Genomic DNA, 15,168 nt, shown 5'->3' with positions numbered 1-15,168 from the left:
GGTCAAAATGTGGGAGGGCGCTTGCTCCCGATGAGGGTGTGTCAGCCAGTGCATGTAATGACTGATCCACCGCTATCGGGGGCAAGCCCCCTTCCACATTTGGATCGCACTTCAATTAAACAACGGCGTTGTAGAACTGCTCGCTGCTTTTCTGCTCCACCAATGCCTGTTCGATCGCCGCCTGATGCACCTCATCGGCATGCTCTTCGCGGGCTTCCGGCTGGATGCCCAGGCGCGCGAACAGTTGCATGTCCTTGTCCGCCTGCGGGTTGGCGGTGGTCAGCAGTTTGTCGCCGTAGAAGATCGAGTTGGCGCCGGCGAAAAACGCCAGGGCCTGCATCTGCTCGTTCATGGCTTCGCGGCCGGCCGACAAGCGCACATGGGATGTAGGCATCAGGATGCGCGCCACTGCCAGCATGCGAATAAAGTCGAACGGGTCGATGTCATCGGCGTTTTCCAGCGGCGTACCGGCCACCTTCACCAGCATGTTGATCGGCACCGACTCGGGATGCTCCGGCAGGTTGGCCAGTTGGATCAGCAGGTTGGCGCGGTCGTCGAGGGACTCGCCCATGCCGAGGATGCCGCCGGAACAGATCTTCATCCCCGACTCGCGCACGTAGGCCAGGGTCTGCAGACGCTCGCTGTAGGTGCGGGTGGTGATGATCGAGCCGTAGAACTCTGGCGAGGTGTCGAGGTTGTGGTTGTAATAGTCGAGGCCCGCCTCGGCCAACGCGGCGGTCTGGTCCTGATCGAGACGACCGAGGGTCATGCAGGTCTCCAGGCCCATGGCCTTGACGCCTTTGACCATCTGCAGCACGTAGGGCATGTCTTTGGCCGACGGGTGCTTCCACGCGGCGCCCATGCAGAACCGGGTCGAGCCGATGGCCTTGGCGCGCGCGGCCTCTTCGAGGACCTTCTGCACTTCCATCAGCTTTTCTTTTTCCAGGCCGGTGTTGTAGTGGCCCGACTGCGGACAATATTTGCAATCTTCCGGGCAGGCGCCGGTTTTGATCGACAGCAGGGTCGACACTTGCACGCGGTTGGCGTCGAAATGCGCGCGGTGCACGGTCTGCGCCTGGAACAACAGGTCATTGAAGGGCTGCACGAACAGCGCTTTGACTTCGGCTAACGACCAGTCGTGACGCAAGTGGGCGGTGGTGCTGGCGCTCATGGGCGGTTCCTTGATTATGCTTTGGCAAACGCTGTGGGCAGGCAATACCCACAGGCACGACACGGATGCTCGGCATATTTAAGGAAGATTCATGTACTGTCAACTTGGATACAAACACCAGGTTTACAACTGGTTAAAAAACGAACATGGCTGTTTAATCTGCGATGAAACCACCGAATCAGCGCTTTGTGTGTGCAACGTCTGCGAAACCGAATTGCCGTGGCTGCTGGACAAGTGCGATGTCTGCGCCCTGCCCTTGCCGATGGAAGGGCTGACCTGCGGTCAATGCCAGAAAAAGCCGCCTGCGTTTAAACAGGTGATCGCGCCCTGGTCCTACAGCTTTCCGGTCGACAGCCTGATCAGCCGCTTCAAGCACCAGGCACGCTGGCCGTTGGGGCACATGCTCGCACGACTGCTCGCGCAGCATGTGCAGCACCGCTTCGACAACACTGACCTGGCGCGCCCCGACTGCCTGCTGCCGGTGCCCCTGGCCCGCAAGCGCCTGCGCGAACGGGGCTACAACCAGGCATTGATGCTTGCGCGCTGGCTCAGCCAAGACCTGGGCATCGCCCACGATGAACAGCTGTTGCTACGCCCCCATGAAACCCTTGCGCAACAGGCCCTCGACGCCAAAACCCGCCGGCGCAATCTGCGCGGCGCCTTCGCCCTTTGCGCCAATGCCCAGGTGCAGGGCCGCCATTTTGCCCTGGTGGACGACGTGCTCACCACCGGCGCGACGGCCCATAGCCTGAGCCGCCTGTTGATCAGTGCCGGCGCCCGCCAGGTCGATGTGTATTGCCTGGCCCGCACGCCCAAGCCCGGCGGCTGACTTGACGGCGCTCGGTCTTGCCCGCAACGTTCGGTCGATCCCACTCAAGCGTATTGCCATGCCTTTGCCGACGCCCCTCAGCCAGCACATCATCCGCCGCCCCCAACGCATCGCGTTGCTGGCCCATATTGCCGAACAAGGCTCGATCACCCGCGCCGCCAAAAGCGCCGGCCTGAGCTACAAGGCCGCGTGGGACGCCATCGATGAACTGAACAACCTCGCGCAAAAGCCCTTGGTTGAACGCAATGTCGGCGGCAAAGGCGGTGGCGGCGCCAAGCTGACCATGGAGGGCGAGCGGGTGTTGCGCCTATATCAGCGCCTGCAAGCGCTACAGGCCCAAGTGCTGGCCTCGGACGAAGCCGCCAGTGACTTCAACCTGCTCGGCCGCCTGATGCTGCGCACCAGCGCGCGCAACCAGTTGCATGGCCGCGTGGACGCCATTGAGGCCCAGGGGCGCAATGACCTGATCCACCTGCGTCTGGCCGGCGGTGTGACAGTGAAAGCGCAAATCACCCACGAAAGCACGCAACGGCTGGAACTGGAACCGGGCGTGGAAACCGTCGCCTTGATCAAGGCCGGCTGGCTGGAACTGCTTGCGGTCGATCAACCCGCAACACCTGGAAACAATTGCCTGAGTGGCTTGATCGACACCGTTCTCGACGCCGACGACGGCCCCAGCGAAGTGCGCATCAGCCTGCCCAATGGCCTGGTGCTCTGCGCTTTAGCGCAGACCAACGCACTTGCCGCATTGGGCGCGACGGTCGGCCAACCGATCCAGGTGCAATTCGCGCCGAGCCAGGTGTTGCTGGGGACGCCGGTGTAAGCGGCAGCTTTCTTCAAACTGCAACAATTTCGTCACGGCGGCTGCTTAAGGTGTTGGCAAAAAGCACTCAAGGAGCCCGAGATGAGCCTGTTAGAAGAGAACCAAGCCACCGACCTCGAACAGATGGTCGGCCTGACCCGCCGCCGCTTTATCGGGGCCGGCGCCCTGTGCGGCGCCGCGATGTTCCTAGGCGGCAACCTGCTCAGCCGTAGCGCCCTGGCGGTCAATGCCGCCAACGCCAGCCCACTGCTGGGGTTCGACAGCATCGCCGCCGCCACCAGCGACACCATCAGCCTGCCGCCAGGCTACAGCGCCTCGGTGCTGATCAGTTGGGGCCAGCCGCTGCACAAGAATGCACCGGCCTTCGACCCGTCCGGCAACGGCACAGCGGTGGCGCAGGAGCAGCAGTTCGGCGACCACAACGACGGCATGAGCCTGTTCCCGTTCCCCGGCGACAACAACCGCGCGCTGATGGCGATCAATAACGAATACACCAACTATCGCTATCTCTACGCCCACGGCGGCGCGCCGCAATCGGCCGAAGAGGTGCGCAAGGCCCAGGCCAGCGAAGGCGTGTCGGTGATCGAAATTCGGCGCAAGGGCGACACCTGGCAGTTCGTTCAGGACTCACGCTACAACCGCCGCATCCACGGCAACACGCCGATCCGCCTGAGCGGCCCCGCCGCCGGCCATGACTGGTTGAAGACCAGCGCCGACAAGTCCGGCAAGAAAGCCCTCGGCACCTTCCAGAACTGCGCCAACGGCATGACCCCCTGGGGTACCTACCTGACCTGTGAAGAAAACTTCACCGATTGCTTCGGTAGCAGCAACCCGCAGCAAGCCTTCGACGCCGGGCAGAAGCGCTACGGCGTGGTGGCGGCCAGCAAGGACATCAACTGGCACCTGCACGACCCGCGCTTCGACATGGCCAAGAACCCCAACGAACTCAATCGCCATGGGTGGGTGGTGGAAATCGACCCTTTCGACCCGCAATCCACCCCGGCCAAACGCACCGCCCTGGGCCGCTTCAAGCACGAGAACGCGGCGCTGGCACAAACCCGCGACGGTCGCGCTGTGGTGTACATGGGCGACGACGAGCGCGGTGAATTCATCTACAAGTTCATCAGCCGCGACAAGATCAATCACAAGAACCCCAAGGCCAACAAGGACTTGCTCGACCACGGCACGCTGTACGTGGCGATCTTCGACGCGGGCGACGGCAACGCCGATCATCCTCGCGGCAAGGGCCAGTGGGTCGAGTTGACCCACGGCAAAAACGGCATCGACGCCAGCAGCGGTTTTGCCAGCCAGGCTGAAGTGCTGATCCACGCGCGCCTGGCCGCCAGCGCGGTCAAGGCTACGCGTATGGACCGTCCGGAATGGATCGTGGTCAGCCCCACCGACGGCCAGGTCTATTGCACCCTGACCAACAACGCCAAACGCGGTGAGGACGGCCAGCCGGTGGGCGGGCCTAACCCGCGCGAGAAAAACGTCTACGGCCAGATCCTGCGCTGGAAGGCCAACGCCGACGACCACGGCGCCGACGACTTCAGTTGGGACCTGTTCGTGGTGGCCGGCAACCCAACGGTACACGCCGGCGCGCCCAAGGGCGGCTCGTCGAATATCAACCCGCAGAACATGTTCAACAGCCCCGACGGCCTGGGCTTCGACAAGGCTGGGCGTCTGTGGATTCTCACCGACGGCGACTACAGCAACAGCGGCGACTTCGCCGGCATGGGCAACAACCAGATGCTCTGTGCCGATCCAAACACTGGGGAAATCCGTCGTTTCATGGTGGGGCCGGTGGCGTGTGAAGTGACCGGCATCAGCTTCGCGCCGGACCAGAAAACCCTGTTCGTGGGCATTCAGCATCCGGGCGAAACCGGTGGCTCGACCTGGCCGGAGCACTTGCCCAACGGTAAGCCGCGTTCGTCGGTGCTGGCCATTCGGCGCGATGACGGCGGCATCGTCGGCGCCTGACACGGCCTTATCGGGGGCAAGCCCCCTCCCACATTTTGACAGGTGACTGCCTTCAAAGATGGGAGGGGCGTGCGCCCGATGACAATGGCACAGTCGCCCCCTATCTCCAGCCGCGTGCGTTACCATACCCGGCCGGACGCGGCGCCCTGCTGCGCGCAGGAGTTCGCATGGCCCACCCGTTTGAAACACTCACCCCCGATCTGGTGCTCGACGCCGTCGAAAGCATCGGTTTCCTCAGCGACGCCCGCGTGCTGGCGCTCAACAGCTACGAAAACCGCGTCTATCAAGTGGGCATCGAAGACTCCGAGCCACTGATCGCCAAGTTCTACCGGCCCCAGCGCTGGACCAACGAAGCGATTCTTGAAGAACACCGTTTCACCTTTGAATTGGCCGAGTGCGACGTGCCGGTGGTGGCGCCGCTGATCCATAACGGCGAGAGCCTGTTCGAACACGCGGGGTTCCGCTTTACCTTGTTCCCCCGTCGTGGCGGCCGTGCGCCGGAGCCGGGCAATCTGGATCAACTCTATCGGCTGGGGCAGTTGCTGGGGCGTTTGCATGCCGTGGGCTCCACGCGACCGTTCGAACACCGCGAAGCGCTGGGAGTGAAGAACTTCGGGCACGATTCGCTGACCACGCTGCTTGAGGGCAACTTCATTCCCAAGAGCCTGTTGCCGGCCTACGAGTCAGTAGCGCGCGACCTGCTCAAACGGGTGGAAGAGGTATACAAGGCCACCCCGCACAAGAACATCCGCATGCACGGCGATTGCCACCCCGGCAACATGATGTGCCGCGACGAGATGTTCCACATCGTCGACCTGGACGATTGCCGCATGGGCCCAGCGGTGCAGGACCTATGGATGATGCTCGCTGGCGATCGTCAGGAATGCCTGGGGCAACTGTCGCAATTGATGGACGGCTATCAGGAATTCCACGACTTCGACCCGCGCGAACTGGCTCTGATCGAACCCCTGCGCGCCTTGCGCCTGATGCACTACAGCGCCTGGCTGGCACGGCGCTGGGACGACCCGGCGTTCCCCCACAGTTTTCCGTGGTTCGGCACCGAGCGGTATTGGGGCGATCAGGTCCTGGCCCTGCGTGAACAACTCTCGGCCCTCAACGAAGAGCCGCTGAAACTCTTCTGAGTGCTTTTAATGTGGGAGAGGGCCTGCCCCCTCCCACACAAAGCAAACCTCATGACCAAGCCAGTCCCATTGGTTGACAAATATCCTTACAATCGCGCTTTGTTAGCTGCCTAAGCAAGGATTTCGCATGCACGCCGCCAACCCCCGCAAAGGGTACATTCTGGGCCTGAGCGCCTATGTCATCTGGGGCCTGTTCCCGCTCTACTTCAAAGCCATCGCCAGCGTGCCCGCCGCCGAGATCATCGTGCACCGGGTGCTGTGGTCGGCGCTGTTCGGGGGCTTGCTATTGATGGTGTGGAAGCACCCCGGCTGGTTCCGCGAGCTGCGCGACAACCCCAAGCGCCTGGCGATTCTGGCACTGAGCGGTTCGCTGATTGCGGCCAATTGGCTGACCTATGTGTGGTCGGTCAACAGCGGGCGCATGCTCGAAGCGAGCTTGGGTTACTACATCAACCCGCTGGTGAACGTGCTGCTGGGTATGCTGTTGCTGGGCGAACGTCTGCGCCGCTTACAGTGGGTCGCCGTGATATTGGCCGCCGTGGGCGTGGCGCAACAGGTGTGGCAGGTGGGCAGCTTGCCGTGGGTGTCGTTGGCGCTGGCGTTGACCTTCGGTTTCTACGGGCTGATCCGCAAACAGGCGCCGGTCAAAGCATTGCCGGGGCTGGTGGTGGAAACCTGGATGCTGGTACCGATTGCAGTGGCGTGGCTGCTGTTCAACCCCAGCGCACATAGCGCGCAACTGGCATTCTGGAGCACGTCCGAAGCCTGGTGGCTGGTGGCCGCAGGCCCGGTGACGCTGATCCCGCTGGTGTGTTTCAACGCCGCCGCGCGGCATTTGCCTTACACCGCATTGGGCTTTTTGCAGTACGTCGCGCCCACATTAGTGTTGCTGGAAGCGGTGCTGCTGTTCGGCGAACACTTGGCGCCGAGCACGCTGCTGGCATTCGCTTTTATCTGGGCCGGCCTGGTGGTGTACAGCGTGGATGCCTGGCTGAGCGTGCGCAAACGCTGATCAAATAACGTACAAAACTCTGCAAGCCACAGCCTGTGTGGCTTGCAGCCATTCACCCCAAGGTTATCCACAACCTGGTCCCCGCCATTTGTGCACAAGCCATTGAAACTGCTCGTTTTTTGCTCAGCTGAGCAAGAGCCACGGCGGGCGTGGCCTGGCGAGGGGTCTCTACAGGTTATCCACAGGCCCATGCAAGATTTCCATGGATAACCCTGTGGCGATTACTCCTCGTGATGCAGCTCGACCATCAGGTCGTCGGCCAAGGTTTCCAGGGAGGCTTGCAACGTCTCAAGGGGCAAGCTCGAAGGCACCTGCAACAACGCTTCGGCGTTGAATAACAGGTCTCCGCTCATCGGTGCTGGAGTTACGCCGGTACTCAGGCTTTCCAGGTTGACCCCCTGGCGGCTCAACAACGCCGTGATCTCACGCACGATCCCTGCGCGATCATTGCCCACCAACGTCATCACGATGGGTTTGGACGCCGGCGCTGGCGCGGTGCTGCCCTCGCCCACCAGCACGCGGATGCCGTGTGTGGATAAGTCCTCCAACGCCCCCACCAACGCCTGACGATTGTCTGCCGGCACACTTACCCGCAGGATCCCGGCGAACTGCCCGGCCATATGGGCCATGCGGCTGTCCAGCCAGTTGCCGCCCTGGGCGGCGATGGTCTGCGCGATACGTTCAACCAGGCCGGGTTTGTCGGCGGCGATAATTGTGAGTACAAGATGGTCCATGGCGAAGCCCTCTGGAAGTCAGCCTACAAGGTGGACCCAGGGTGCCGCGAAAACAAATCGTGTACCATTTTTATATTTATCTGGAACAATCCTGTAACTTTTTGAGAACATACCGTTCTCCGCTGTGACCGTACGACCAAAGTGGGTCGCTAAACGACGTATTTAGTCTAATTTTCACAACCGCAAGTCATCATGTAGTATGCCCAACCGAGCACTACATAATGAAAATCCGAAACAGCGCATAAGCTCCGCAGAGTGAGGCAAGCAATGACTGAACACGTTCAAGTCGGTGGCCTGCAGGTCGCCAAAGTCCTGTTCGACTTCGTGAACAACGAAGCCATTCCCGGCACCGGCATCACTGCCGATCAGTTCTGGGCCGGTGCCGATAAGGTCATCCACGACCTGGCGCCGAAGAACAAAGCCCTACTCGCCAAACGCGATGATTTCCAAGCACGGATCGATACCTGGCACCAGACCCATGCCGGCCAGGCCCACGACCCGGTGGCCTACAAAGCCTTCCTGCAAGACATCGGATACCTGCTGCCAGAAGCCGCAGACTTCCAAGCCTCGACCCAAAACGTCGATGACGAAATCGCGCGCATGGCCGGCCCACAGTTGGTGGTGCCGGTAATGAATGCCCGCTTCGCCCTCAACGCATCCAACGCCCGTTGGGGTTCGCTGTACGACGCGCTGTACGGCACCGACGCCATCAGCGAAGCCGACGGCGCCGAGAAGGGCAAAGGCTACAACAAGGTGCGCGGCGACAAGGTCATCGCCTTCGCCCGCGCCTTCCTCGACGAAGCCGCGCCGCTCAGCGCCGGCAGCCATGTCGAGTCCACCGGCTACAAGATTGTCGACGGCAAGCTGATCGTCAGCCTTAAAGGTGGCAGCAACAGCGGCCTGCGCGACGACAGCCAATTGATCGGCTTCCAGGGCGACAGCGCCCAACCGATTGCGATCCTGCTCAAGCACAACGGCCTGCACTTCGAAATTCAGATCGACGCCAGCACCCCGGTCGGCCAGACCGATGCCGCCGGTGTCAAAGACGTGCTGATGGAAGCCGCGCTGACCACCATCATGGACTGCGAAGACTCCGTCGCTGCCGTGGATGCCGACGACAAAGTGGTGATCTACCGCAACTGGCTCGGCCTGATGAAGGGCGACCTGGCCGAAGAAGTGGCCAAGGGCGGCAAGACCTTCACCCGCACCATGAACCCCGATCGCGTTTACACCGGCGTGAATGGCCAGGACGTGACCCTGCACGGTCGTTCGCTGCTGTTCGTGCGTAATGTTGGCCACTTGATGACCATCGACGCGATCCTGGATAAAGACGGCAACGAAGTACCGGAAGGTATTCTCGACGGCCTGATCACCAGCCTGGCGGCAATCCACAGCCTCAACGGCAATACAAGCCGCAAGAACAGCCGCACCGGTTCGGTGTACATCGTTAAACCGAAAATGCACGGTCCGGAAGAAGCGGCATTCACCAACGAGCTGTTCGGCCGCGTCGAAGACGTGCTGAACCTGCCGCGCAATACCCTCAAAGTCGGGATCATGGACGAGGAGCGCCGCACCACGGTCAACCTCAAAGCCTGCATCAAGGCCGCCAGTGAGCGCGTGGTGTTTATCAACACCGGTTTCCTCGACCGCACTGGCGACGAAATCCACACCTCCATGGAAGCCGGCGCGATGGTGCGCAAGGCGGCGATGAAGTCGGAAAAGTGGATTGCAGCGTATGAAAACTGGAACGTCGATATCGGCTTGAGCACCGGCCTGCAAGGTCGTGCGCAGATCGGTAAAGGCATGTGGGCGATGCCCGACCTGATGGCGGCGATGTTGGAACAGAAAATCGCTCACCCGCTGGCCGGCGCCAACACCGCGTGGGTACCTTCGCCAACGGCCGCCGCGTTGCACGCACTGCACTACCACAAGGTCGACGTGTTCGCGCGTCAGGCCGAACTGGCCAAGCGCGAACGCGCCTCGGTGGACGATATCCTGACCATTCCCCTGGCCAGCAATACCGACTGGTCCGAAGAGGAAATCCGCAACGAGCTGGACAACAACGCCCAGGGCATCCTCGGCTATGTAGTGCGCTGGATCGACCAGGGCGTCGGCTGCTCGAAGGTGCCGGACATCAACGACGTCGGCCTGATGGAAGACCGCGCGACCCTGCGCATCTCCAGCCAGCACATCGCCAACTGGCTGCGCCACGGCATCGTTAATCAAGCGCAAGTGATGGAAAGCCTCAAGCGCATGGCGCCGGTGGTGGACCGTCAAAATGCCGGGGATGCGTTGTATCGCCCGCTGGCACCGGACTTCGACAGCAACATCGCCTTCCAGGCGGCGGTGGAACTGGTGATTGAAGGGACCAAACAGCCTAACGGGTATACCGAGCCGGTGTTGCATCGCCGGCGTCGGGAATTCAAGGCTAAGAACGGCCTGTAAATAGAAAAGCCCTGATCGAGAGATCAGGGCTTTTTGTTTGAGGCTTGGGCTGACCGCAATGGCGCCATCGGAAGCAAGCGCCCTCCCAGCGTGGGCGGATGTAAGGAGGAATCAGGAAGCCATCCCCAACTCCCGCTTCACCAACCTCGCCAGTTTCACGCTATCAATCGGCTTGAGCAAAAAATCCACCACGCTCAAATGCATCGCATCAATGACATCCGGCGCTTCGGCGTCCCCGGACATGATGATGATCGGCAGCGCCGCGCGTGTGGATTCGCGCACTTGCTTGATCAGTTCCAGCCCGTTGCTGGGTTGCATGCGCAGGTCGGTAATCAACAAGCCGATGGAACTGCTGGAGTTCAATAAATCCCACGCCCGCTCACCACTGTCGGCGGTCATGCAGCGAATACCGTCCAGGCCCAGGATTTCCGCCAGCAACTCGCGCGCGTCCTTGTCGTCGTCGACAATCAACACGCGTTGTGGCGGCAGATCGGGCTCCAGCATCACGGCGCTGAGCGCCTCGCGCTCGGCATCACTCAAAATATCGTGGTCGGACATACGGTTCTCAGCGGTTCTAATCAATCTCCCAGCACTCGTCAGACATCTGCGGAAGGGCGAACAATGTGCACTTCGTCGGAAAGTTTGCCTAGTGGGCGTTCTACGGGGTTCGGACGATAAACATGTAGGGTTTTTCCCTAGCTCAGCGTCTTTTACACCGACCTAGACTTACGTCCAATGGGCACCCGCCGCGCAGGAGTCGACCATGCAGCTCGATAACGACAAAAAAACTGCGGTCACTGTTATGAGTAAAGCTGATGCCTTCGCCCAGGCGGGGAAAACTGCCGTGCTGCAAAATATCCAAGGCACGCTGCAGTTTCTACAACGCTTCCCGCCCTTCAACCAGATGGAAAACGCGCACCTGGCGTTTCTGGTGGAACAATGCCAATTACGTTTTTATGCCCCCGGTGACAGCATCCTCAAACCGTCGGGCGGGCCGGTCGAGCATTTCTACATCGTCAAACAAGGCCGCGTGATCGGCGAACGACCGGACACCACCGAGACCACCTTCGAAATCACCACCGGCGAATGCTTCCCCCTGGCCGCGCTACTGGGCGAACGCGCCACGCGCACCGAGCACAAGGCCGCCGAAGACACGTTCTGCCTGCAACTGAACAAACCGGCCTTTATCAAGTTGTTCGCCCTTTCCAGCCCGTTCCGCGACTTCGCCCTGCGCGGCGTCAGCAGCCTCTTGGATCAGGTCAACCAGCAGGTGCAGCAAAAGGCCGTGGAAACCCTCGGCACCCAATACTCCCTCAACACGCGCCTGGGTGAATTGGCCATGCGCCATCCGGTCACCTGCAGCCCGCATACGCCCTTGCGCGAAGCAGTCACGCTGATGCACGAGCAGCAAGTGGGCAGCATTGTCATCGTCGACGACAACAAGGCGCCCCTGGGGATTTTTACCCTGCGCGACTTACGCCATGTGGTGGCCGGCGGCGTCAGCGATTTCAGCCAGGCCATCGACGTGCACATGACCCAGGCACCGTTCTTTTTGACGCCGGACCACAGCGCCTTCGACGCCGCCATCGCCATGACCGAGCGGCATATCGCCCATGTGTGCCTGGTCAAGGACCAGCGCCTGTGCGGCGTGGTGTCCGAGCGCGATCTGTTTTCCCTGCAACGGGTGGACCTGGTGCACCTGGCCCGGACCATTCGCAACGCCCCGCGCATCGACAACCTGGTGGCGATTCGCGGCGAGATCGGTCAGTTGGTCGAGCGCATGCTGGCCCACGGCGCGTCGTCCACCCAGATCACCCACATCATCACCCTGCTCAACGATCACACTGTGTGCCGGGTGATCGAGCTGAGCCTCGCCGAAAAAGGTGACCCTGGCGTGCCATTCAGTTGGCTGTGCTTCGGTAGCGAAGGCCGTCGCGAGCAGACGCTGTACACCGATCAGGACAACGGCATTCTGTTCGAGGCCAAGGACGCCGCCGAGGCCGCCGCGATCCGCGGCCGTCTGCTGCCCCTGGCCCAGCACATTAACCAAAGCCTGGCACTGTGCGGTTTCAGCCTGTGCAAAGGCAATATCATGGCCGGCAACCCGGAGCTGTGCCTGTCGCGAGCCGAATGGGCGCGGCGTTTTGCGGCGTTCATCCGCGAGGCGACGCCGGAGAACCTGTTGGGTTCGAGTATTTATTTTGACTTGCGCGTGGTGTGGGGCGACGAGCAAGGCTGCGAGGTATTGCGCCAAGGCATCCTCGATCAGGTCGCGGATAACCGTCTGTTCCAACGCATGCTGGCCGAGAATGCGCTGCGCCAGCGCCCCCCGGTTGGGCGTTTCCGTGACTTTGTGCTGACCCGCAAAGGTGGCGAAAAAGCCACCCTGGATCTCAAGGTGCAGGGTCTCACGCCTTTTGTCGACGGCGCGCGCCTGCTGGCCCTGGCCAATGGCATTCACACTAACAACACCCTGGAGCGCCTGCGCCAACTGGTGGTCAAGGAGGTTATCGAACCGCTGGACGGCGCGGCGTATGAGGAGGCCTATCACTTTATCCAGCAGACCCGCATGCAGCAGCACCAACTGCAAAGTCGCGAAAACCAGCCGTATTCCAACCGCGTCGATCCCGACAGCCTTAACCACCTGGACCGGCGCATCCTGCGCGAATCCCTGCGCCAGGCCCAACGCCTGCAAAGCAGCCTGACCCTGCGGTATCAACTGTGAGCCTGTTCGCCTGGCTGCGCGCGGCCAAACCCCAGCTGGATGCAACCCAACAACGGCGCTTGGCGCAACTGCCCAAACCCGCGCCGCTGAGTGAAGACGCCTTGCGCAGTCAACGCTGGGTGGTGGTGGACCTGGAAACCAGCGGCCTGAACCTCAACCGCGACCAGGTGCTGTCCATCGGCGCGGTAGTGATCGAGGATGGCGCGGTGGACTTCTCACAGTTGTTCGAGCGCACCCTGCAACGCCCCGAAACCAAACTCAGCCCCAGTGTGCTGATCCACGGCCTGGGGCCCAGCGCCATTGCCGCCGGCAGCGATCCGGTGGAAGCCTTGTTGGACTTTATGGAGTACGTCGGCGACAGCCCACTGCTCGCGTTCCACGCGCCGTTCGATCAACACATGCTGAGCCGCGCGCTAAAGGACAGCCTGGGTTATCGCCTGACCCACCCGTTTCTGGATGTGGCCGACATCGCCCCCCTGCTGTGCCCCGAGGCGCCAATCCGTGAGGCAGGGCTGGACGATTGGGTCAAACACTTTCACCTGGAAGTCGGCGAACGCCATCACGCCAGCGCCGACGCCTTGGCCACGGCGGAGCTGATGCTGATTTTGTTCAGCCGCGCGCGCCAGCAGTCAATCGATACACCGCTCGCGCTGCACACGCGGTTGAGCCAATGGAAACGCCGGCAACAGGCGCCATCGTTTTAATCTCATCTCCCGACAGACGCCAATTGCGCCTACCCCACGCCTCTGACACAATCGCGAATAATTCTCGTTAGTTTAAACCTCTTGTTTATTCGGTGATGCCTTGTCGTCGGTCCAGAACCCACACAGTGAGCGGGTTGGTGCGTTGTATCGCGACCATCGCGGCTGGCTGCTGGCCTGGCTGCGACGCAACGTGGCGTGCCCGAGCCGGGCCGAAGACCTGAGCCAGGACACGTTCATGCGCCTGTTGGGGCGCGACACGTTGCCGGAACCGCGCGAGCCAAGGGCATTTCTGGTGGCCATCGCCAAGGGCCTGTTGTTCGACTATTTCCGGCGCGCGGCACTGGAGCAGGCTTACCTGGCCGAATTGATGCTGATCCCGGAAAGCGAACACCCCTCCCCCGAAGCCCAGCAACTGATCCTCGAAGACCTCAAAGCCATCGACCGATTGCTCGGCACGTTGTCGAGCAAGGCCCGCGCGGCGTTTCTCTACAGTCGTCTCGACGGCCTGGGCCACGCGCAGATCGCCCAACGCCTCGGCGTATCGGTGCCCCGCGTGCGCCAGTACCTGGCCCAGGGCATTCGCCAGTGCTATATCGCACTGTATGGCGAGCCGACATGAGTGCAGTCGGCGCCAACCCGGTCTCGGCCCGCGTGCTGGATGCGGCGATTGCCTGGCAGTTGTCCCTGGATTCGGGCGACGGCAGTGCGGTCGAGCGTGAAGAGTTCAGCAAATGGCTGGCCAGCGATGAGGAACACGCCCGCGCCTGGCGCCAGTTGGGCATGCTCGACCAACGTTTCAGCATCGCCTCGGGCCCGGCGCGCGCCGCGTTGTTGCAGTCGCGTCAGGCCATCCGTCAACGGGTACGCAAGCTCGGCAGCGGCCTGGCGAGCATTGCGCTTATCTGCGGCCTGGGGTTATTTGCAGGCGAACGCTATGTGCCGATCCACTATTGGCTGGCCGACCAACGCACCGCCACCGGCGAGCAGCGCACGCTGAAACTGGCGGACGGTACCCAGATCAACCTCAACACCCACAGCGCCATCGACGTGCGCTTCGATGAAAAGCGCCGGCTGATCGTGCTGCAGGACGGTGAAATCCTCGTCGAAACCGGCCATAACGATGCGCGCCCGTTCTACGTGCAGACCCGCGACGGCCGCCTGCGGGCGCTAGGTACGCGGTTTATCGTCAAGCGCGAAGACGACGCCACGCGCCTGAGCGTGCTGCAGTCCGCCGTTGCGGCGCAGCCGGAGGCGCTGCCTCAGGAACAGGTGTTCAAAGCAGGCCAGCAAGTGCTGATGCGCAGCGACGGCCTCGGCCCGTCCCTGGCCGTCACCCCCGCCACGGATGCCTGGACGCGCGGCATGCTGGTGGTGGACAACGCGCGCCTGGGCGACGTGGTCGAGGAATTGAGTCGCTACCGCCCTGGCTATCTAGGCGTGGATAAAAACGTGGCCGACTTGCGCATCACCGGCAGCTTCCCGCTGCACGACACCACGCTGGCGCTCAATGCGCTGCTGCCGACGTTGCCGGTGCAAATCACGCAGCACACGCCGTGGTGGGTGACGGTGGGTGCCAAGCGTTAGGCATCAGTGAGGCCTGGGT

Annotated in this window: 13 protein-coding genes; 10 read left to right on the top strand and 3 right to left on the bottom strand. The window is 61.9% G+C overall.

The window, feature by feature from the left end:
• Window positions 1-115: 115 nt before the first annotated feature.
• Window positions 116-1,171: a biotin synthase BioB gene (bioB, locus tag K1567_RS18860; protein ID WP_034101112.1), complete on the bottom strand. Its 1,056-nt coding sequence runs from the start codon at window positions 1,169-1,171 to the stop codon at window positions 116-118.
• A 91-nt stretch (window positions 1,172-1,262) separates the two neighbouring features.
• On the opposite strand from bioB, the gene K1567_RS18855 reads away from it, so the two are divergent.
• The 5 genes from K1567_RS18855 to rarD all read left to right on the top strand — a co-directional run bounded on the left by K1567_RS18855 (window position 1,263) and on the right by rarD (window position 6,957).
• Window positions 1,263-2,000: a ComF family protein gene (locus K1567_RS18855; protein WP_220698768.1), complete on the top strand. Its 738-nt coding sequence runs from the start codon at window positions 1,263-1,265 to the stop codon at window positions 1,998-2,000.
• Between the two features lie 58 nt (window positions 2,001-2,058).
• On the top strand, window positions 2,059-2,823 hold the full coding sequence (locus K1567_RS18850; protein ID WP_047882498.1) for a TOBE domain-containing protein: 765 nt from the start codon (window positions 2,059-2,061) through the stop codon (window positions 2,821-2,823).
• An 81-nt stretch (window positions 2,824-2,904) separates the two neighbouring features.
• Window positions 2,905-4,803: a PhoX family phosphatase gene (locus K1567_RS18845; protein WP_220698767.1), complete on the top strand. Its 1,899-nt coding sequence runs from the start codon at window positions 2,905-2,907 to the stop codon at window positions 4,801-4,803.
• 167 nt (window positions 4,804-4,970) lie between these two features.
• Window positions 4,971-5,945 carry a serine/threonine protein kinase gene (locus K1567_RS18840; protein WP_220698766.1) on the top strand — a complete coding sequence of 325 codons (975 nt, stop codon included), beginning with the start codon at window positions 4,971-4,973 and terminating at the stop codon, window positions 5,943-5,945.
• A gap of 127 nt (window positions 5,946-6,072) precedes the next feature.
• Window positions 6,073-6,957: an EamA family transporter RarD gene (gene rarD / locus K1567_RS18835; protein ID WP_034101117.1), complete on the top strand. Its 885-nt coding sequence runs from the start codon at window positions 6,073-6,075 to the stop codon at window positions 6,955-6,957.
• Between the two features lie 221 nt (window positions 6,958-7,178).
• On the opposite strand, the gene K1567_RS18830 is transcribed toward rarD, so the two are convergent.
• The gene (locus tag K1567_RS18830) at window positions 7,179-7,691 is read right to left on the bottom strand and encodes a glycine cleavage system protein R (RefSeq protein WP_034101118.1); all 513 of its coding nucleotides are present in this window, start codon (window positions 7,689-7,691) and stop codon (window positions 7,179-7,181) included.
• A 267-nt stretch (window positions 7,692-7,958) separates the two neighbouring features.
• On the opposite strand from K1567_RS18830, the gene K1567_RS18825 reads away from it, so the two are divergent.
• On the top strand, window positions 7,959-10,136 hold the full coding sequence (locus K1567_RS18825) for a malate synthase G (protein ID WP_034115297.1): 2,178 nt from the start codon (window positions 7,959-7,961) through the stop codon (window positions 10,134-10,136).
• A gap of 111 nt (window positions 10,137-10,247) precedes the next feature.
• Here K1567_RS18825 and K1567_RS18820 read toward each other — a convergent pair whose 3' ends face one another.
• Window positions 10,248-10,694: a response regulator gene (locus K1567_RS18820; RefSeq protein ID WP_047882496.1), complete on the bottom strand. Its 447-nt coding sequence runs from the start codon at window positions 10,692-10,694 to the stop codon at window positions 10,248-10,250.
• A gap of 244 nt (window positions 10,695-10,938) precedes the next feature.
• Here K1567_RS18820 and K1567_RS18815 point away from each other — a divergent pair, with 244 nt between their 5' ends.
• The 4 genes from K1567_RS18815 (at window position 10,939) to K1567_RS18800 (ending at window position 15,149) form a co-directional block, all read left to right on the top strand.
• Window positions 10,939-12,861: a putative nucleotidyltransferase substrate binding domain-containing protein gene (locus K1567_RS18815; RefSeq protein ID WP_177329699.1), complete on the top strand. Its 1,923-nt coding sequence runs from the start codon at window positions 10,939-10,941 to the stop codon at window positions 12,859-12,861.
• Window positions 12,858-13,565, top strand: coding sequence for a PolC-type DNA polymerase III (locus tag K1567_RS18810; RefSeq protein ID WP_220698765.1), 708 nt, complete (start codon window positions 12,858-12,860; stop codon window positions 13,563-13,565). The genes K1567_RS18815 and K1567_RS18810 overlap by 4 nt, the downstream gene beginning before the upstream one ends.
• Window positions 13,566-13,665: 100 nt before the next feature.
• A complete protein-coding gene (locus K1567_RS18805; protein ID WP_034101123.1) occupies window positions 13,666-14,184 on the top strand; it encodes an RNA polymerase sigma factor in 519 nt (172 codons plus the stop codon).
• Window positions 14,181-15,149: a FecR domain-containing protein gene (locus K1567_RS18800; RefSeq protein ID WP_220698764.1), complete on the top strand. Its 969-nt coding sequence runs from the start codon at window positions 14,181-14,183 to the stop codon at window positions 15,147-15,149. Before K1567_RS18805 ends, K1567_RS18800 begins: the two co-directional genes overlap by 4 nt.
• Window positions 15,150-15,168: the final 19 nt, after the last annotated feature.

Source organism: Pseudomonas sp. S5F11, assembly GCF_019641515.1.
Lineage (GTDB): Bacteria > Pseudomonadota > Gammaproteobacteria > Pseudomonadales > Pseudomonadaceae > Aquipseudomonas > Aquipseudomonas rhodesiae.
Note: the sequence above shows the minus strand (reverse complement) of the source record. Positions and strands in the feature narration are given on the sequence as shown.

What these genes read in the sequence shown, in the direction of transcription:
- bioB (WP_034101112.1), bottom strand. Translation starts at nt 1,171, where the DNA reads ATGAGCGCCAGCACCACCGCCCACTTGCGTCACGACTGGTCGTTAGCC.
- K1567_RS18855 (WP_220698768.1), top strand. Translation starts at nt 1,263, where the DNA reads ATGTACTGTCAACTTGGATACAAACACCAGGTTTACAACTGGTTAAAA.
- K1567_RS18850 (WP_047882498.1), top strand. Translation starts at nt 2,059, where the DNA reads ATGCCTTTGCCGACGCCCCTCAGCCAGCACATCATCCGCCGCCCCCAA.
- K1567_RS18845 (WP_220698767.1), top strand. Translation starts at nt 2,905, where the DNA reads ATGAGCCTGTTAGAAGAGAACCAAGCCACCGACCTCGAACAGATGGTC.
- K1567_RS18840 (WP_220698766.1), top strand. Translation starts at nt 4,971, where the DNA reads ATGGCCCACCCGTTTGAAACACTCACCCCCGATCTGGTGCTCGACGCC.
- rarD (WP_034101117.1), top strand. Translation starts at nt 6,073, where the DNA reads ATGCACGCCGCCAACCCCCGCAAAGGGTACATTCTGGGCCTGAGCGCC.
- K1567_RS18830 (WP_034101118.1), bottom strand. Translation starts at nt 7,691, where the DNA reads ATGGACCATCTTGTACTCACAATTATCGCCGCCGACAAACCCGGCCTG.
- K1567_RS18825 (WP_034115297.1), top strand. Translation starts at nt 7,959, where the DNA reads ATGACTGAACACGTTCAAGTCGGTGGCCTGCAGGTCGCCAAAGTCCTG.
- K1567_RS18820 (WP_047882496.1), bottom strand. Translation starts at nt 10,694, where the DNA reads ATGTCCGACCACGATATTTTGAGTGATGCCGAGCGCGAGGCGCTCAGC.
- K1567_RS18815 (WP_177329699.1), top strand. Translation starts at nt 10,939, where the DNA reads ATGAGTAAAGCTGATGCCTTCGCCCAGGCGGGGAAAACTGCCGTGCTG.
- K1567_RS18800 (WP_220698764.1), top strand. Translation starts at nt 14,181, where the DNA reads ATGAGTGCAGTCGGCGCCAACCCGGTCTCGGCCCGCGTGCTGGATGCG.